Below are 17196 nucleotides of genomic sequence, written 5' to 3'. Positions count from 1 at the left end.
CCCGCACATGCCGCTGATCGCGCGATACATGCGGTCCACTGCTGCCGACGTGAATGTTCGCCGGGTCGCGAGACGGCCCGTGATGATCAGGCGTGACAGGTTCAGGTCGACCTCGCGTTGTCGAGGTTCGCCCGGATGGCCGTGGTGGTAGGGTGTTCTAAGCCGAGTATCCGTTCGCTGTCGGTGAGGGCGACCTCGAACACCGAGACCGCCTGGCCCGGATCACCCGCCGCCCAGAAGGCGATAGCGAGATTGTTCCGCACGGTCAACGTGTACGGGTGCTCTCGCCCCAGCACCCGCTCGGCCTCGACGAGGGTGGCTTGGTACAGGGGGATCGCCCGATTCAGATCACCCACCACCCGGTAGGCGTAGGCCAGGTTGTTCCGGGAGATCAGCGTATGTGGGTGATCGGAGCCCAATACCCGCTCGCGGTCGGCGAGGGTGGTTTCGTACAGCGGGATCGCCCTGCGTGGATCACCGGCTGACTCGTAGACGCCGGCGAGGTTGTTCCGCGAGTTCAGCGTATGTGGGTGATCGGAGCCCAATACCCGCTCGCGGTCGGCGAGGGTGGTTTCGTACAGCGGGATCGCCCTGCGTGGATCACCGGCTGACTCGTAGACGCCGGCGAGGTTGTTCCGCGAGTTCAGCGTGTGCGGGTGGTCCGAGCCCCACACCCGCTCGCGGTCGGCCAGGGTGGCTTCGCACAGCGGGATCGCTCGGCTAAGGCTACCCGCTGCCTGGTAGGCGTGGGCCAGGTTGTTCCGTGAGGTCAGTGTGTTCGGGTGGTCGGAGCCGTGGAGGTGTTCGAGGGTGGTGGTGGCGCGGGTGTGGTAAGTGATGGCGGTGCCGGCCTCGCCCTGTTCCTGTAGGTAGATGCCGAGTTCGTGGAGGAGTCGACAGGTCTGGTAGTTGTCGGTGTCGGAGGTGGTGTGGTCGAGCAGGGCGCGGGCGTGCGGCAGGATGAGCCGGTGGCGGGGCCAGTCGGCCGGTGAGCAGGGGTCCAATGCGGCCACGATGTCCGAAAGGATGGTTGTGGCGGTGTCGCGGGAGTCGGCGATGTCGTCGGGTTGTCGGTGCGGGTCGGTCGGATCGGGGATGCGGGTGACCGCCTGCACCAGGCGGTGCACCGACACGGCGTCCACGGTGTGGGTGATCATGCTGTAGGCGGCCAGCCTGCCCAACGCCTCCGACAGGTCCGGCTCCCCGACGCCGCGGGCGAGCACAGCGCGGGGAACGGCGTCGGATGCGTACCAGGCCAGCAGTCGCAGCAGCCGCCCGGCGTGCGGGGTGTCGGCCAGGCGGTCCAGGGTCACCCGCCACACACGGGCCACGGTCCGCTGCGTGTCCCCGCCCTCCGCGGTCGCGGCGAACATCCGCGCCGGGAACCCGGCCAACAGTCCCAGATAGGCGCCCGGGGTGATCCGGGCCTGGGCCAGGTAGGCGGCGGCCTGCTCCACCGCCAACGGGAGAAGCCCTAACTCCGCGCACAACGCCCCGGCACCGGCCAGGTCAGCCTCCGGCCACTCGGCGCGCACGATGCGGGCCAGCAGTTCAGTCGCCTCGTCGGGGGACAACACGTCCAACAGCACGGTGCGGACCATGCGCCAACCGACCGCCTGACGGCTGGTGACCACCACCGTCCCGGTGCGCACCCGTTCCAACAATCCCACCGCGTCCACAGGGCCGGTCAGGTTGTCCAACACCAGCAGCCAGTCGTCACGGGTGGAAAGCCACCGCACACCCAACTCCGTGCGTTGCTCCAACGGCAAGCCCGCCACCTCCGGAGCCACCGCCACCGCCAACTCCGCCAACCCCTCATCCACCGCAGCGGCGGAATCCGCAGTCACCCACCACACCAACGAAAACCGCTCTGCGCGCAGCTCGGCGAACCGCGCCGCCAACGTCGACTTGCCCACCCCTCCCAGACCGTGCACCGCCACCACCACCGCACGACCCGACTCCGCCACAGCAGCGTCCAGCCGCTCCAACTCCACCGCGCGCCCCACGAACACACCCGATCCCACCGGAATACGACCCACACCCGCCACCACCGGCACCGACTCCATCATCGGCACCACCGGCCCGGAACGCACCGTCAGATCCCGACCCGCCTGATAGACAAGCGCCTCACCGGAAGCCACGCCGGACTGGATCACCCGACCGGGCACACCACCGTCATCAGAACCCACCAACACCATCCCTGCACCGCCGAATCCGAACCAAACGACACCACAGCCGCCACAACCAGCCACCACAACGCACAATTGCGGACACCGCCGATACGGCACTCGACGAACGTCCTGTCATGCCGCTGACAGGGCAGCCGGGTCGACCTGCCCGATCTAGCCGGGCAGGTCGCGGACGTTCACGATGGTGAGTCTCCGGCAAGCCCACTCAGTCGTTGACGTCGCAGAGGCTCAACCAGAGGTCCTCCGGTGATCTGGAGCTGGATCGACGCGTGCCGACCGTGGAAGAAACGCTTGTTCGTCCGATCCGGTTGCCGCGCCCATCCTTCTGAAGTCCGGGTCTCGTGTGGAGGCCAGTGGCGGCGGCATTTCCCGCTGTCTGTTGGCGATCTCGGTATGTGCCGCCGCCCTGGCCAGTCACGAACCTGCGCGAGATCGTTCTGCGCGGGGCCGGACGTCGGGTGGGGCACCAAGGGGATGGGAACAGGGCTGACCAGCGGGTTCAATATCGGCAGCCTGGTGGTGGAGTCATCGTTCGGCCTATCCACACTGGAGTAGCGGCCTGGGACGGGTCGCTCGGACCCGTCCCCACTTCGGGGTTGCCTCTACAGCCGAGTGACCGTGGGACTGCCTCAACCAGCCAGGATGGCGAAGAGTTGTGGACGTGCCCTGCCGGAGAGGTCTTGCGGGAGCCACTGGGCTCTATGGCATACGCCTCCGTTCACCGGTCCTGCTGGTCACCCGCATCATCGCGTAGGGCTACAACGAACGTCTCGCGGACGTTGTGTGCGCTGATGAGGTGTTGTAGGCCGCGTCCGGTTGTCGAGCGAGTCGTCTGGTTTCGGCCGTCGAGACTCTCACGCCGAGTGCCAAGGCGGGGCAGGTCGAGAGGACGACACCGGCCAAGTGGCTGGCGCCAGCCAGGTCTTCGCAGAGGTTCGTCGCGTTGGCTTCGAGAGCTCGGCCGAGGCGACGCCAGCCGTCTCAAGTTGCCACAGTACCGACGAATGTGCGCTCAGGCGTGGGCGAACGTGATTGCGTTGTCTGCGGCGAGCATGTGAGCCACATGCAGGCAGATTCGCACTGTCGTATCACTGAACGGTGACACAGGCTCACGGAGGGCGACTGTCACGTCGCCTGTTCCGGCTCCCGCAGTCGTCGCGTTCGGTAGCCTCGATCAACCACTCCGACGCGATGGACGACGCGGCCGGTGCGAAGGCGACCCTCACCTTCCGGGCGTGAGCCGACGGACCTGGACCGCGCGAAAGGGCAGGGCGCGGATGAAGAACCGATTAGCAGCGACAGTCGCCTCGGTGCTCGTGGCCGCCGCGACGGGTGTCGTCACCAACGTGCTCAGCGACAATTGGACGCTGACCTGGTGGCTGGCGCTGGGAGCGTTGGCTGCCGCATCGGTGGTGCTGCAGCTGATCATCGCCGTGCCCGCCCAGGAGAAGCCGGAGCCGGGTGGCCTGCGGATCGGTGACATCCACTCCGGCCGGGACACGCACGTCGCCGGTCGGGACATGACGGTCAACCACGTCGGCCCCGACCGCGGTGAGGCGGAGCTCGAGCTGACTTCGGTCACCTTGGCCGACACCGGAAGCCAGAACTCCGGTGCTCTGCTCGACCTGAAGCTGCGCAACACCGGCGGTCAGCCCGCGATCCTGCTGCGGGCGACCGTGCACCTGTGCGACGCTGTCAGCCTCTCGCCGTACAACACTGTCGGGTTCCTGCCCCACGACAACATGTGGGTCCGCGGCGTCTTGCACGTCAGCCATACCTACGACGTCGCGCTGCCCGAACCCGGAAAAGCCCGCGGCACCCGCCTCGACTTGGAACTCTCGCAAGAGATCGCGCCCTACGGCACCGACCGCTTCCATATCCGGCTGGGCATCCCCGGCACCCAGGACACCCTCCTCTATCTGCTTCGGCTCGACCTGCACTACAACAAGGACCTGGCGGTGTCCTCGCCGGCGATCACGATCGCGCACCCCGCCGGCAGCAGACTCTCCACCATCGACGAGATCCGCGAGGATCTCCGCGCTTTCCGGGGAGCGGTGCGCGACGTCCGTCACGCGGTCGACCGCGAACTTGCCGTCCGGGGCGTAAAAGCGCCGGCCTGGGATGGCGACCCGCCCAGGCGCCGCGAGGACCTGCCCGTGTTCCTGCTTTCCCTCGATGGAGATCCACAGGACGCTCTCGGATGCCGCTGCGGCACATACAAGGTCAACGAGCACTTCTGGAACCCGGAGGAGTCCATCGCGAGGCGACTGGACGACATCGAGGCCCACTACACGCAAGTGACAGCAACGATCGACGGCGCCGAGATCGGCGACGACGTGTTGCCAGCCATCCAGAGGCAGGCCAAGGCCGTTCTCGCCGCCTTCCCCGCTCTCCGCGCGGAGTTCGCGACACCCGGCACCGGGCAGCAGGACACCTGGGCATCGCAAGGGACGAAGCCGCTCGACGAAGCCGCTGAGCTGGCCGACAAAGTACGTCGCCTGGGACCCAGACACCCGGAAGCGCTAGCCGCACGGGAAACCCTGATCTTCTCGCAGGTGAGGTGGCACAAGCCCGGTGCGGCGGAGGCGTTGAAGGCGCTCATCCCGGACCAGACGCAGGCATACGGCCCCGATGATCCACGCACGCTCCGTGCCCGGCACTACCTCGCGATGTGTCGGGGTGAGACAGGCGACGCGCGCGGAGCGGCGGCCGACCTGGTGGAACTGGTGGCGGACCGGACGCGACTGGGGGGCGCGGAACATCAGGACACTTTGGACAGTCGCAGCGAACTGGCGCGCTGGCGTGCGATGTCGGGAGACCCGGCCGCCGCAGCGGAGCTGTTCGCCGAACTACTGGAGGTCTGGACCAAGGTGGGCGGGCCCGATCACCCGCGCACCCTGCACACCCGCAAGAACCTGACCACCTGCTTGAAGTTGGCCCGAGGCTCGGGGGCGTGACAGGCGCGGTAGCACTTCGCGGCAGGAGGCCGCCGACGCCGGTTCCCGCCGTGGTTGTGACGGCGTCAAACGGGATCTGTATAACCCAATCTTCGTGATTGGGCGTTCCGCGTAGCCGCCGGTGTCAGAGGGCGGACTGCGGCAGCTGTCCCAAGCCGGTGCTGGACTCCGCGCTTGAGGGCGAGATGACAGATCACCTCGGCTACGACAAGCACGACCCGGCCGGCCGCGGGACGGGAACTCGCGCAACGCCACCCGGCCCAAGACCGTGCTGACCGATGTCGGCCCGGTCGAGATCATTGTGCCGCAGTATCGGGACGCGAGCTTCGAGGCCAAGGTCGTCGCGAAGCGGCAGGGGCGTCTGGGTGGCGTGGACGGAGTCTGTTCCCTATGTTCACCCGCGGCTTCTGCGGTCGAGTGTGATCATGCGGCGTCGCCCGCTTCTCCGCCCCGCCCTCCGAACCGGCGTGCAAGTTGGCCCTGCACCGGGCTCTCCACAGGTGTGCAGGTGGGACCATGCTGCCCGTTCAGCGTCTCAGCGTTCCACGGCGTGGGAATCCTCGCCTCGATAGCGATACCCGGTCACCAGCACCAGTCGGGACGAAAGAGAGCCACGCCCGCCACCGCGATCTTGTCCTTGCTTCAGTACCGGTCCCCGACCCACTTCGAGTTCACCTCGGAGTGCTTGGCACGGAGCCATCGCATCACCCGCCACCACGCGTAGTAGGCGAGGTAGTGCAGGGTCCGTTTCACCACAGCGCGCTGGAAGTAGTTGGCCACTCCCCGAAGGATCGGGTTGACGGCCGCCAGAGGGCTCGTCAGATGTGGTTGCCGCACCATCGGTCTTGGGGTCGAGGCATTGTTCGGAGGTCAGTGGCGGCGACATGTCCCGCCGTCGGTCGGTGATCTCGGTATGTGCCGCCGCCCTGGCCCGGACTTTGGGGCGGGCGCCAACCTGCGCGAGATCGTTGTGCACAGGGCCGGACTTTGGGCGGGAGCACCAAAGGATGAGAACAGGGCTGACCAGGGGTTTTACGCCGGCAGCCTGGTGGTTGAGTGCCGGTTGGCACCGTCTTGATCTGTTCGACGGGTAGTCCGTGGGCGAGTCGACCCGTTGACGGACCACCAGGGACATCGTCTTGCTGATGGGACTGCCTGTAGAGCTCAGGCCACTTCGTCGTCGATCAAGGTGGGCGGCAGGGGGCACGGGTTTCCTGCCACCCCGGGTGACCGGCTCGGTTCGGCGCTCTGCGCACATCGCCCACGCGGGGCGGCGTGGCTGGCTGTGCGCGGGCTGCGTGCGGACCGGGCCGGGTGGTCTCGGATACGCGGGCTGCCTTCAGTGTCTTCGGAGTCGGTGGCGTGGGCGGCGGTCGACCATGTGGTCCCGGGCGAGCCGGAACTCGAGCAGCACACGGCACGGGACTGGGGTTCGGTGCCACCAGCGCCCGACGCGGCACTGGCGGCAGTGGCCGTTCGCGTCGGGTGTGTGCTGTGCGAGCAGAGCCCGTAGGCCCGCGACCAGTCCGGGCAGCCGATCCCGCGCGACCACCGCGGCGGTGTGATCGTCGCCGTCGAGCACGACGTCGCAGGTCGTTTCGAGGTCGGACCAGAGTTGCTCACGCATCGCGGCGAACACCACGTGGTTGTTCTGCGCGACCATCACGACCGACCTCGACGGGAACCCTGTCGCGCCGCGGCGGTGGACGCCTTGTCCGCCTTTCTATGAGGCCGGGGGAACACGGGGATGCCTTCCTGTTCCCGCCATGCCCCGTCGCAGTCGCGACACGTGGGCCAGCAGCCGTCGGGACAGCGTGGCGGAGGGTCGTGCGGCACCCTGACGGCCACTCCGCACAGGGTCCGGCCCTCGTCATTGGCCGCCATGGAGTCCGGGATCGCGTGACGTCGGCTCTGATAGGGCAGCCAGCGGAACGGTCCGATACCCATCAGGACCGACCTGGAAGGAGGGTTGGGGAGAGGCTCGCCGTCACCGCTGGCCGGCTATGGCCGGGCGGAGGGGTGACGGCGAGGAGATCGGCAGCCGTGGTGGTCGTCACCGTGAACCTCCTCGTTACGCTTGGTCCTTCGGTAGTCACGTGCGCAGCACCAGGGTTAGGTGCAAGTTGCGAGATCCGCAAGTGCGAAACTAGCAACTTGCGGGTTGTTCACCCGGTCGGGCTACCTGCTGCTGCAGGTGGCGGCCGTAGGCTGCTGTTCGAGGTAGTTCGGTGAGGAAGGGTCGGCGTGGCCACGGAGAACATCCCGCCCAACGTGCGCAAGCGGCTGGCGGCCAGGCTCAAGGAACTGCGCGGCGACCGCCGCCAGGAGGACGTCGTCCGTGCGCTCCAGGCGATCCCGGGCAGCGGCAACTGGTCGGTGACCAAGCTCAGCCGGATGGAGAACGATCAGGCACGGGTGCAACCCGATGTGGTCGAAGACCTCCTGGCCGTCTACGGGCACGACGACCCCGGGGAACTCGCGAGGCTGAAGCAGTGGGCGAGGGCCGCCCGTGACAAGGGCCACTGGCACAAGGGACGACGAGGTCTGCCGGACAACATGGCCGACTTCGGCGAGTACGAGGAGCGGGCGGCCGTACAGCGGGTCTGGGAGCCGCTGCTCGTGCCCGGCCTGTGCCAGTCGGAGGGCTACGCCCGCGCGGTGATCGCCGGTGTCGAGCCGAGCATCGAGAACGACGAGCTGGAACGGCGCGTGGCCACACGGATGGCCCGGCAGGCGGTTTTCACGCGCGACGATCCGCAAGAGCTCTGGGTACTGCTCGACGAGCGCGTTCTCCGGGTGCGGATCGGCTCGATCGACGTGCGTGCCGAACAGCTTCGTCGCCTGGTCGAACTGGCTTCCCGCAGGAACGTGGTCCTGCGGGTGGTGGGAGCCGACGCCGGTGCGCACCCCGGCCTGTCCGGCTGGTTCACGATCTTCGGGTTCTCCGACGACACCGCCGACGTCGGCTACACCGACGGCCCTGGTGGGAGCCTGTATCTTGAAGACTCCGAGGACGTGCGGCGTTGTACGCTGACGTTCGGGCACCTGCTCGGTATCGCCCTCAATCCGGCCGACTCGATCGCGCTGATCGGCAGCGTGATCGAAGAGTTGGAGCGTGAGCCTCGGTGATCGAAGACGCGGTCTTGTGGCGCAAGAGCAGCCGAAGCGGTGGCAGCAACGGCGGCGGCGGGTCGAACTGCGTCGAGGTGACGTTCGTCGAGGGCTCTGTCGGATTCCGCGACTCGAAGCACCCCGACGTCGACATCGCGTTCGGTGCCGACGCTTTCAGCACGTTCGTCGCCGCGGCGAAGCACGGCGGCTTCGAGCAGTAGCTCCTCCGGACCGGCTTCGGTCACGGCCGATGCCGTCGATGCCCACCACCACCGCCCGGCCACCGCTACGAGCAAACCCCGACGGGGCGACGGCGGACCGACCCGGAAGGTCGGCCCGCGAGTGTCACCCCTCGACGTGTGGCACTGCACCGGAACAGTCGGCTGGGCATCCTCGGTACTCCGCACCGCGCCTTGTTCCGGGACCGGTTCAGGGTGCCATCGCCCTGGCACATCTCGCACGACTCGGGGATCACCGTTGGAGCCGTGGGCGTCGGGGCACCGGGGCTGCCCCGGCACGTCCGGCCGGGCACCCCTGACGTGGCCGTCGGCGTCCCGTGAAGACACCGACCGCTGACCGGGGACGTCTTCTGTGCCCGGTTCGTGTCACGATCGCGGGGGTTCGGCCCGTGAGGAGGGTTGCGGCTTGGCGACGTTGGCCGAGGTCGTCGCTGCGGTGCGGAACGCGGGCGAGAGAGCCGAAGATGCGGCGATCGCTTTTCAGCAGGCCCGGGACCTGGCGCGCGACGCAGCCGACCTGCTAGACAATGCCACCTCCGGCGCGTACGGGTTGGAGGCGGACTCGGCGCAGGCCGTCGCGGCGCTGCGCGAGACCGTGTCCGGCATTGACGATCTGGTCGGGCTCCTGCGCCACGCCACCGCCCTGGCCGCACAGTACGCGGCACGACTGGGCTCGGCGGCTTCGTCGGTGGGCGAGGGTGGTGCAGCGGAAGTCGACGACGATCTCGAATGGTCGCGTCGGCAGAGGACCGGTCTTCCCCGCTATGTCACCAGCGGCTACCTGGTGGACGAGGACGGCCACCGGGAACTGGTCCAGAGCGGTGCCGAACCCGACGGGGAACACGACCGGATCACCGACCATCTCAAGTCGGTCCGTGCCGTCAGGCCGTTCGGGCGGCCGACGGTGGTGGAGCACGTCGAGGTCAAAGCCGCGTGGCGGCTGCGCAACAGCGCCTCGACCCACGCCACCGTGATCGTCAACAACCGTTTGTGCGACGGCCCGCTGTCCTGTCGGCGGATGATCCCGGCAATCCTGCGCCCGGGGCAGACGCTGACCGTGTACGACCCCGACGGCAGGCACCCGCCGTTGCATGGGAAGGTCGGCCCATGAGCTTCACCCTCGACGTGTGGCACCACACCGGGCGAGCCGACGGCGCGACCTCGCAGCCCACGACCGTGTACACCGAACCGGAACTGGAACGGCTGCTCGACACCCTGCTCCAGCGCGACCAGCCCAACCCGCCCGTGCTGGTCGCCCGCGAACGAACCCGCTACGAGGGGACCGAGGAACCCGACCACCTCGTCAAGATCGACATGTGCGCCCGCGCCGGGATCGGCGCGATCCTGATCCTGGGCCCCCGCGACATCGTCCCGCCCGACGCGCCGGACCACGCCCACCTCGACCCGCAGGGCGGGGTGTGGGTGACACAGGCACACGACACCACCGTGCCCGGCGACGCACCGCCGCTGTACATCGACAAGGCCACACTGACCGAGTTCCCCCGGGACGCGGCCCTGCCCCTGGACGTGTGGCGGGCGGCGCTGCGGGAATTCATGCGCACCGGACTGCGCCCCGGCACCGTTTCCTGGCAACCATCCGAGGTCTACTGACCACGGGACCCGCCCCTCGTGCCGCAACCCAATCCAGAACCGATCGGCCTGTGGCGAACAGGTGGCGGCCGATACTGGGGATCCGGCACCTGGGCCGTCCCGCCACAACCGGCTGGCCGGTCTCGTCCTTCCACCGCCCGGAAATGATGTAGCCCAGCGCTTGCTCGCGGTGCCGCAGGGCTCGATCCGAAGACGCTTTCCCGGGCGCGGGACGCATCGGCCGGACAGGTGTGGGGACCGAACGCCCGACAGCGTGGTCCCTGGCCATTCGGGGGAGCAGGCTCTGCATATCCCTGGGGAGCGACATCTCGCAGGGTGAGCGGAGCGGTTCAGGACAAGTCGGTGTCCTGCCACTGCACGCAGGTCGGGCGTCGGCCGGTCTGCAGCAGTTCGTGCAGGGATTTCCTCCACAAGGCCAGTGGCAGCAGTGCATCGCTGGGGAATTCGGTCCTGGTTGCCTTGTCCATGTACAGGGCGGGTGTTGTGTCGTGCGGCGGGTGGGTGCCTCGTGCCAGTGTCATCCAGCTGCCGCCGTCCCCGCCTGTCACTGTGGCGTCGGGTGCGAAGTCGGCCGGGCCGCTGCACAGGACGGCGCCGAGCCCGGCGTCGCGGTCGGCGTCGATCTTGACCTCGTGGTCGGGGTAGCGGCCGTCCATCAGGCGGGGCCGGTCGCGGACGGTGAGCACCGGTGGATGCGGCTGGGGGTGGTCCAGGATGTAGTCCAGGATCCGGTCCAGGGCGTCGGGTGTGGAGACGACTTCAGGGTCCTCCCCGTCGCGGCCGTCGTGGCGGTAGTACCAGATGGTCAACGCCGCGCTCACCGCGGACTCCTTCCCTCGGACACCAGCGGCCGGTCCTCCGTGGGATCGTGCACCATCGGCGTCTGTCCTTCGTACAGGATGTCCTCGACCAGTTTGCGGCAGGACAGGTCGCCCTGGCAGACCTTGTTGTTGATCACGAGTTCGACGGTGTCATGGCCGCCGGTGCGCATTCTCCAGGCGACCTTCGGCTCGACGTGCATCGCCACGAACGGCATACCGGGCCTGGGCAGGATGCCCGTGTCGAACAGGTGGTGGGCGATCAGCGGGGATTCGGCACCTCGGCCGCTCTGTACCACCACCGGCCGGTCGTTCTCGTCCTCGTACCGCCCGGAGGTGATGTAGTCCGGCAGTTCCTCGCGGAGCCGCGCCACCCGTTCCGAAGGCGCTTTCTCGGGTGGGACACGCGTCGGTCGGGCGGATTCCGGGACGGAACGCGGACGACCCGGCCATGCGTGAGGTGACGCTGGTGCTGAATCACCGCCCGTGCCGGGGTGCGATGGGCTGCGACACCTTGTTGCCGATCCTGCTGCGCGAGGGGTACTCCCTGACCGTGCACGGTCCGAACTACCGGAAGCGCTTCACCGGAGGAGCTGAACCGTGGTGGCACTGAACGCCTACTACGACGTCTACGACGACAACGAGCCCATCAGGATCGACACGACGGACGACGTGGACGCGTTCATCACACGCATGTCCGCCGACCAGGCCGCCGGCCCGGGGCCACTTCCCCGGCTGATGGAACTGTCCGCCCTCGGCAAGGACTGGGTCGTGGTCCACGTCGATGTCAACGGGGACCGGGGGCTGATCACCCACACCGACCCCACCGGGACGCTCATCACGACCAACGGCGGCGACTCGTCCGGCGGTCCGCTGGTCTACGACTACCAGGGCAACATCCGGGAGTTCCCGGCCGACGCCGAAGTGCTCCTGGCCGCCGTGCGCACGGCCGTGCACGAGTTCGTCACGACCGGCAGCAGGTCGACGGCCGTGGACTGGCGACCCGACGCCCGACCGACACCCCCACCCGCCACCGCAGAACGGGCGGTGGGATCGTGGGCTTCCCAGGCAGACGGGCCGCCCTACGCGGGCCACTCGCTGTGCCGGTCAGTCGGCGAGGATTACTGGTTCGGTAGGCAGGGTGCCGTCGATGATCTGGTGCAGCAGTCGGGGGAGCTGCGGGGGCAGGAGTTTGTCCGTGCTGCTGTCCAGGTCGTGGAGGGTGCGCCAGCGGCGTTCGATGAGGCCGTGCTTCTCGTTGTCGGTGGGTCTGAGGGCCAGTTGGGAAGCTGCGGTGGCGGTGCGGGCGAGGTAGACGTGGTCGATGCGGTGGTGGTTGTGGCCGCGGTAGTGGAAGCGACTCTCGCGGATCCACAGCTTCGGGCCGAGGTGGTCGAGGTGGATGCCGGTTTCCTCGGCGACTTCTCGCCGGGCGGCGTCGGCAAGGGTCTCGTGACGGTCGACGCCGCCGCCGGGGAGTTCCCACCAGTGGTGCTTGGGTTGGTCGGGGTCGCGGGCGTGGATGAGCAGGACCCGGTTGTGGGGGTCGAGCAGGAGCACGCGTGCGCCGATGCGCGGGGCGGTGCTGCTGGTGGTGGTACCGGCCATCCGTGCGGTGTCCCTCGGGTGCGACGGTCGGGGGGAGGGTGGCCGGCGGGCGGGTCAGAAAAGGGTGAATTCGGGTTCGTCGTGCTGGGCGGCCACCGTGGTGGGGTCGGACGTTAGCAGTCGGGTTGTGGGGGTGAGGGCGAGGGTGATAGCGAGTCCTGAGTGGTCGGTGAGTCGGGTGCCGTCGGTTTGGTGTGTACGGGTTTCGTGGATGTAGTCGCAGGTGGTGAGGGTGTCGGCGAGGGTGGGTGTGGCGTGGGCGTGGTCGTAGCGGTAGCCGAGGTCGGGGCGGCGGGCCCAGCTGTGGTTGACGCGGTCGGGGTGGTGGTGGCGGTAGAGGTCGGTCAGGCCGCAGCGGTGGGTGAGGGCTCGGTAGAAGTCGTATTCGAAGGGGGCGAATTGGCCCCGGTGGGGTGGTTGGTGGTCGGGTTCGAGGACGTTGAGGTCGCCCATCAGGATGATGGGCTGGTCGTCGCGGGTGGCGTCGAGTGCGTTGAGGAAGCCGGTGGTCCAGCGTTTTTTGCGTTCGGTCTTGTCCAAGGAGGCGTCGCGGGAGGGCACGTAGGCGCCGAGCACGCGGACGGGGCCGTGGTCGGTGTCGATGACGACGCCGGTGGCGCGGGCGGGTAGGTGGTCGAGGTGGTCGGTGAGCGGGTCGGGGTGGGTGGCGAGTTTGCTGGCGATCATGACGCCGAGTTCGCCGTCGGCGTGCTCGGGCATGGTCACGGTGTAACCGGCGGCGGTGAGGGACTCGGCGAGGTGGCGGGTGCCGGGGGTGGCTTTGGTCTCGGTGAGCACGAGGACGTCTTCGGGGCGGGTGGCGAGCCAGTCCAGTTGGCGTTGGGCGCGGTCCAGGGAGGGGGCGCCGAGATTGAGGGTGAGCAGGCTCAGGGGCATGCCGGGTTCTCCTGCGGGGTTCTTTCGGTTGTGTTCGTTGTGGTGCGGGCGTGGGGTGATCGGATGAGGTCGGCGATCTGTGCGGCGGTCCGGTCCGGGTGGGTCGAGGTGGTGTCGATCGTGACCACGGGCCAGCCGTGTTCCCTGAGGTAGTTCGCGGTGTGGTGGTAGCCGAGGGATTCCCGGATGGCGTTGTCGGGGTCGCGTTCGAATCGGGAGTGTGCGCCGCGGGTGCGCAGCCGGCATTCGATGGTGTCCGGGTGAGCGTTGAGGATGACGGTGAGGTCGGGGCGGTAGACGCCGTGGTTGATGGTCCACACGGTGTCCGCGGACAGGCCGTCGAGTCCTTGCAGGACCAGTGAGGCGGGCACGTACCGGTCGCTGACCACGACGGTGCCGGTGGCGAGGGCGGGCAGGACCTCGTCGGTGAGCTGGTGGTGGCGGTCGCCCGCGCACAGGTGGGCCAGGGCCAGGCCGTGGAAGGTGTCGGTGCCGTGGCGGATCAGCTCGCCCAACGGGGTGCGGGACGGCTGGGTGGTGCCGTGGGCGGCGGTGCCGGTGGCGGTGAGCAGTTCGACGAGGCGGGCCACGGTGGTGGACTTGCCGACGCCGCCGGGGCCGTCGACGGTGACCAGCGTGCCCGGCAGCCGACGCTGTTCGGGGGTCGGGGCGGTCATGCCGGCGTCAGCGGCAGCAGCCGGCGTCCTTGCGCGGGTACCGGGAGCGGGCATTGGTCGGTGTCGACCTCGCCGATGCGTCCGCCGCCTGCGACCACGGCGGCGGGGCAGCCTTTGCCGCAGCCATCGCCGAGTGCGCAGGACCCGCAGGTGGGGTTGTCGCCTACTTGGTAGCGGTCGTGGAAGCGGTAGTCGTCCAGACGGGTGGCGAGGTCCGGGTCGGTGAAGATGTTGCCCACGATGAACTCGGTGTCGACGTGCTGTGAGGCTGGTGTGCGGGCGGCGAAGACCAGATACGGGCAGACGGTGACCTCGCCGGGGGTGAACACGTAGAGGATGGTGCCGGCCTCGCACCCGGCCAGCGGTTTGCTCTCGGTGTTGGGGAAGCGGATGTGCACGATGTCCAGGTCTGGGCCGTCGAAGCCGATGGTGCGCTGGAAGATGTCCTGCATGTGCAGGGTCGTCTTGGCCAGCGTCCGCTGGGATTTCACCCCGCGGCCCATGCTGCCCAGCGGGTTGAGCAGCACGTAGCGGGCACCCTGTTCGTGGGCGAACGCGCACAGCTCGGCGTACTCCTCGTTGCGGGCCAGGGTGTTGGGCGTGCACAACAAGCCCTGCAGCAAACCCGCCGAGGCCAGCTTGCGCACGGTGTCCACGGTGACGTCGAACGAGGCCCGGTCGCCGCGGAAGCGACCGTGGGACTCGGCGGCGAACCCGTCGAGCGAGACGTTGCAGTGAATGTCGCCGATCGCCGTCAGCTCGGCGATCCGCTGGTTGTCCAAGGTGGTGGCGTTGGTGCAGATCCCCACCTGCATCCCGGCGGCGCGGAACGCCCGCACGATGGACATGAAGTCCGGGTGCAGGGTCGGCTCGCCGCCGGTCAGCGTCACGCGGGTGACCCGGCACTGCGCGAGTCTCGGGATCACCTTGCCGACGACGTCGGCCGGCGGCATCTGCCTGCCGACCTTGGTGGCCGAGACGAAGCAGTGCGCGCAGTGCAGGTTGCAGTCCTCGTTGATCTGCACCAGCGCCTTGCGGTGGGGCGCGTCGACCGTGGTCCGGAAGTAACACGACGCGGCCCGGTCGGGGCCGGCGATGCTGCGTGCGCTCATGGCTCACCTCTCCACACTCGGGCGGCACGGCGACGCACCACCTCACTAAGTGTTCGGTCGAACAGTAGTGGGCCTTAAGATGTCCGTGTGGACATTCTTCGGACAGTTCGGCTATCAGTGCGAGTAGCGACAGCCCGGTTGTCCGCGCGGACAATGACAGCCAGCCCAATCAGGGAGCGCGCGTGACCGACTCCACGACGCCCGACCACGACGCGGCGCTGCTCGCTGAGATGCTCGACGTGCCGCCCCACCTTCTGGATCTCAGCCTCGACCAGCTGCGCACCCTGGCCGTTGTGAGGATCGCCGGCAGTGCGCAGCGCGCCGCCAAAGCCCTCGGGCGTGAGCAGTCCAGTGTGCAGAAGCAGCTGGACAACCTTAACGGCACCGCCGTCCGACTGGTCGGCGAAGCACTTGTGCTCAAACAGGGACGCGGCAAGGACTATGCGTTCACCCCATCGGGCCACGAAGTCGTCGAGCTGGCGATCGAGCACCTGCGCGGGTGGAGCGAACGAGTGCACCACACCCGCCGACGCGTCGGCTCCACCATCTCCGTCGGCACCACCGAGTTCACGGTGCAGTTCCTCGGCACCGTCTGGCCCGGCCTGCGCACCGAGTTCGAAAGCCGCGGTGTGCAGCTGCGGATCGAACACGTCCGTACCCGCGACCTGTGGGCACGCCTGGACGCCAAGCACGTCGACCTCGTCGTGGGCAGCCTCGCCGTCGAGCACGACCAGCCGGTGACGTTGGACTACGACTTCATCGAATGGCACCGCGAACGCGTCGCCCTGCTCACCAACCTCAACACCCGCGAACTGCCCGACACCCCCGTCTCCTCCGAGACCCTGCGCGACCTACCGCTGCTGGTGCCCTCGGCCGGACTGCTCGCCCAGTTCCTCGGCCGCTGGTACGGACCCGACTACCGGGGCACCCTCAACGTCGTCGCCGACATCGACTCCCTCAACTACGGCCTCACCCTGCTGGACAACGAACTGCTCCACGGCTGCATGCTCACCACCGAACGCGTCGCCCACGCCGCCGTCACCGGCACACTCCCCGGCACCAACCTGCGCAACATTCCCCTCGCGCACGACTACACGCCCGACCTCCAGATCGTCACCGGCATCTTCGCCCGCCCCGGCGAACGCGACCGCTACGCCCACGACCACCCCCTCAACCTCCTCTGGACCGCCTTCGCCGACGCCACCCCCACCCGACCGACTCCACCCCGCTGACCTCATCCAGGCCGTGAGCCGGGGCGGCGACCCGCAGCCGACCCGCCCGGCGCACCATCCCGCGCAACGACCTCCGATTGCCGGATTTCTTCGATGAAGGCCCGTACACGCAGTGTGGCGCTGCTCTCGGAGCCGATGACGACTGCGAGGGCACGGTTGAGGACCTGATGGGCGCTGTTCTACTCTCCGGACAGCCACAGCGCCCGGCCGAGCCCGGCCAGGCACTCGGCCCGCGCGGTGGTGTCGGGAAGGTCTTCGTATGCCTTGTCGGCGCGGGTGAAGTATTTGACGGCCGAGTCGTGCCGGCCGACTTCGCTCATCAGGGTGCCGAGGTGGGTCAGCGTTCGCGCGACACCGGCTCTGTGCCCATGCAGCAGGTAGGTCTCCAGCGTCTCGTCGGCGCAGTCGATCACCTTGCGCATCCGGCCTTGGGTCCGGTAGGTCTCGGCCAGGTCGTGCAGCGACGTGGCGGTGGCGTCCGGGTCGTCGTCGCGCTGCCGGTGGATCGCGAGTTCCCGCATGCCGTGAATGGCGGCGGGGCGGAGGTTGCCGTGTGTACGCAAGGTCCGGGCGGCGCGGCGGAACGTCGTCGCCAGCAGCAGGGATGTGGGCAGCACGGTCAGCAGGTGGGCTCCGACATCGCTCATTCGGCGGATCCAGTCCTGCTCGACATCCGGTGGGACGACGGACCAGACCTCGGCCAGCAGAGCGACTGCGGCCTCCGGTTCGTCCAGCACGGCGTGCA

General features: G+C 68.5%; 18 protein-coding genes and 2 pseudogenes. 9 read left to right on the top strand and 11 right to left on the bottom strand.

From position 1 onward, the window contains the following. Positions 1–101: 101 nt before the first annotated feature. Positions 102–2255: a tetratricopeptide repeat protein gene (locus AB0G01_RS29125; protein ID WP_360952112.1), complete on the bottom strand. Its 2154-nt coding sequence runs from the start codon at positions 2253–2255 to the stop codon at positions 102–104. Between the two features lie 1244 nt (positions 2256–3499). Here AB0G01_RS29125 and AB0G01_RS29120 point away from each other — a divergent pair. Continuing rightward, positions 3500–5146 carry a tetratricopeptide repeat protein gene (locus AB0G01_RS29120; RefSeq protein ID WP_360951810.1) on the top strand — a complete coding sequence of 549 codons (1647 nt, stop codon included), beginning with the start codon at positions 3500–3502 and terminating at the stop codon, positions 5144–5146. Between the two features lie 152 nt (positions 5147–5298). After that, positions 5299–5522 (top strand): annotated as a pseudogene (locus AB0G01_RS29115) (transposase); the annotation flags it as partial. Between the two features lie 266 nt (positions 5523–5788). Here AB0G01_RS29115 and AB0G01_RS29110 read toward each other — a convergent pair. From AB0G01_RS29110 to AB0G01_RS29100, 3 genes are all read right to left on the bottom strand, one after another. Next, positions 5789–5986 carry a group II intron maturase-specific domain-containing protein gene (locus tag AB0G01_RS29110; protein WP_360951807.1) on the bottom strand — a complete coding sequence of 66 codons (198 nt, stop codon included), beginning with the start codon at positions 5984–5986 and terminating at the stop codon, positions 5789–5791. A 499-nt stretch (positions 5987–6485) separates the two neighbouring features. Further along, positions 6486–6809 (bottom strand): hypothetical protein, encoded by a 324-nt coding sequence (locus tag AB0G01_RS29105; RefSeq protein ID WP_360951804.1) that lies wholly within the window; start codon positions 6807–6809, stop codon positions 6486–6488. After that, positions 6809–7093 (bottom strand): zinc finger protein, encoded by a 285-nt coding sequence (locus tag AB0G01_RS29100; RefSeq protein WP_360951802.1) that lies wholly within the window; start codon positions 7091–7093, stop codon positions 6809–6811. Before AB0G01_RS29100 ends, AB0G01_RS29105 begins: the two co-directional genes overlap by 1 nt. Positions 7094–7390: 297 nt before the next feature. On the opposite strand from AB0G01_RS29100, the gene AB0G01_RS29095 reads away from it, so the two are divergent. The 4 genes from AB0G01_RS29095 to AB0G01_RS29080 all read left to right on the top strand — a co-directional run bounded on the left by AB0G01_RS29095 (position 7391) and on the right by AB0G01_RS29080 (position 10107). Then, positions 7391–8275, top strand: a complete 885-nt coding sequence (locus AB0G01_RS29095; protein WP_360951799.1) for a helix-turn-helix transcriptional regulator — start codon at positions 7391–7393, stop codon at positions 8273–8275. Next, positions 8272–8478 (top strand): DUF397 domain-containing protein, encoded by a 207-nt coding sequence (locus AB0G01_RS29090; RefSeq protein WP_360951796.1) that lies wholly within the window; start codon positions 8272–8274, stop codon positions 8476–8478. Before AB0G01_RS29095 ends, AB0G01_RS29090 begins: the two co-directional genes overlap by 4 nt. 424 nt (positions 8479–8902) lie before the next feature. Then, positions 8903–9607, top strand: a complete 705-nt coding sequence (locus tag AB0G01_RS29085; protein ID WP_360951793.1) for a DddA-like double-stranded DNA deaminase toxin — start codon at positions 8903–8905, stop codon at positions 9605–9607. Then, entirely contained in the window at positions 9604–10107 is a 504-nt protein-coding gene (locus AB0G01_RS29080) for an Imm1 family immunity protein (RefSeq protein ID WP_360951790.1), read from the top strand. Before AB0G01_RS29085 ends, AB0G01_RS29080 begins: the two co-directional genes overlap by 4 nt. A 329-nt stretch (positions 10108–10436) precedes the next feature. On the opposite strand, the gene AB0G01_RS29075 is transcribed toward AB0G01_RS29080, so the two are convergent. Next, a complete protein-coding gene (locus tag AB0G01_RS29075; RefSeq protein ID WP_360951788.1) occupies positions 10437–10928 on the bottom strand; it encodes an Imm1 family immunity protein in 492 nt (163 codons plus the stop codon). Further along, positions 10925–11299 (bottom strand): DddA-like double-stranded DNA deaminase toxin, encoded by a 375-nt coding sequence (locus tag AB0G01_RS29070; protein ID WP_360951785.1) that lies wholly within the window; start codon positions 11297–11299, stop codon positions 10925–10927. Before AB0G01_RS29070 ends, AB0G01_RS29075 begins: the two co-directional genes overlap by 4 nt. 77 nt (positions 11300–11376) lie before the next feature. On the opposite strand from AB0G01_RS29070, the gene AB0G01_RS29065 reads away from it, so the two are divergent. Together AB0G01_RS29065 and AB0G01_RS29060 are read left to right on the top strand one after the other, a co-directional pair. Then, entirely contained in the window at positions 11377–11538 is a 162-nt protein-coding gene (locus AB0G01_RS29065; protein ID WP_360951782.1) for a DddA-like double-stranded DNA deaminase toxin, read from the top strand. Then, positions 11526–11918, top strand: a pseudogene (locus AB0G01_RS29060) (Imm1 family immunity protein); the annotation flags it as partial. The gene AB0G01_RS29065 and the pseudogene AB0G01_RS29060, both read left to right, overlap by 13 nt. A 114-nt stretch (positions 11919–12032) precedes the next feature. Here AB0G01_RS29060 and AB0G01_RS29055 read toward each other — a convergent pair. From AB0G01_RS29055 to AB0G01_RS29040, 4 genes are read right to left on the bottom strand one after another with little or no spacing between them, the layout of a single operon-like run. Continuing rightward, positions 12033–12533 carry an NUDIX domain-containing protein gene (locus AB0G01_RS29055; RefSeq protein ID WP_360952109.1) on the bottom strand — a complete coding sequence of 167 codons (501 nt, stop codon included), beginning with the start codon at positions 12531–12533 and terminating at the stop codon, positions 12033–12035. A 54-nt stretch (positions 12534–12587) separates the two neighbouring features. Continuing rightward, positions 12588–13430, bottom strand: coding sequence for an endonuclease/exonuclease/phosphatase family protein (locus tag AB0G01_RS29050; RefSeq protein WP_360951779.1), 843 nt, complete (start codon positions 13428–13430; stop codon positions 12588–12590). Next, entirely contained in the window at positions 13421–14107 is a 687-nt protein-coding gene (tmk, locus tag AB0G01_RS29045) for a dTMP kinase (protein WP_360951776.1), read from the bottom strand. Before tmk ends, AB0G01_RS29050 begins: the two co-directional genes overlap by 10 nt. Beyond that, entirely contained in the window at positions 14104–15219 is a 1116-nt protein-coding gene (locus tag AB0G01_RS29040; protein WP_360951773.1) for a radical SAM protein, read from the bottom strand. The genes tmk and AB0G01_RS29040 overlap by 4 nt, the downstream gene beginning before the upstream one ends. Positions 15220–15449: 230 nt before the next feature. On the opposite strand from AB0G01_RS29040, the gene AB0G01_RS29035 reads away from it, so the two are divergent. Further along, positions 15450–16451 carry a LysR family transcriptional regulator gene (locus AB0G01_RS29035; RefSeq protein WP_360951770.1) on the top strand — a complete coding sequence of 334 codons (1002 nt, stop codon included), beginning with the start codon at positions 15450–15452 and terminating at the stop codon, positions 16449–16451. A gap of 179 nt (positions 16452–16630) precedes the next feature. On the opposite strand, the gene AB0G01_RS29030 is transcribed toward AB0G01_RS29035, so the two are convergent. Continuing rightward, positions 16631–17188 (bottom strand): tetratricopeptide repeat protein, encoded by a 558-nt coding sequence (locus AB0G01_RS29030; protein WP_360951767.1) that lies wholly within the window; start codon positions 17186–17188, stop codon positions 16631–16633. Positions 17189–17196 lie beyond the last annotated feature (8 nt).

This window comes from Actinosynnema sp. NPDC023587, assembly GCF_040640215.1.
GTDB lineage: Bacteria > Actinomycetota > Actinomycetes > Mycobacteriales > Pseudonocardiaceae > Actinosynnema.
Note: the sequence above shows the minus strand (reverse complement) of the source record. Positions and strands in the feature narration are given on the sequence as shown.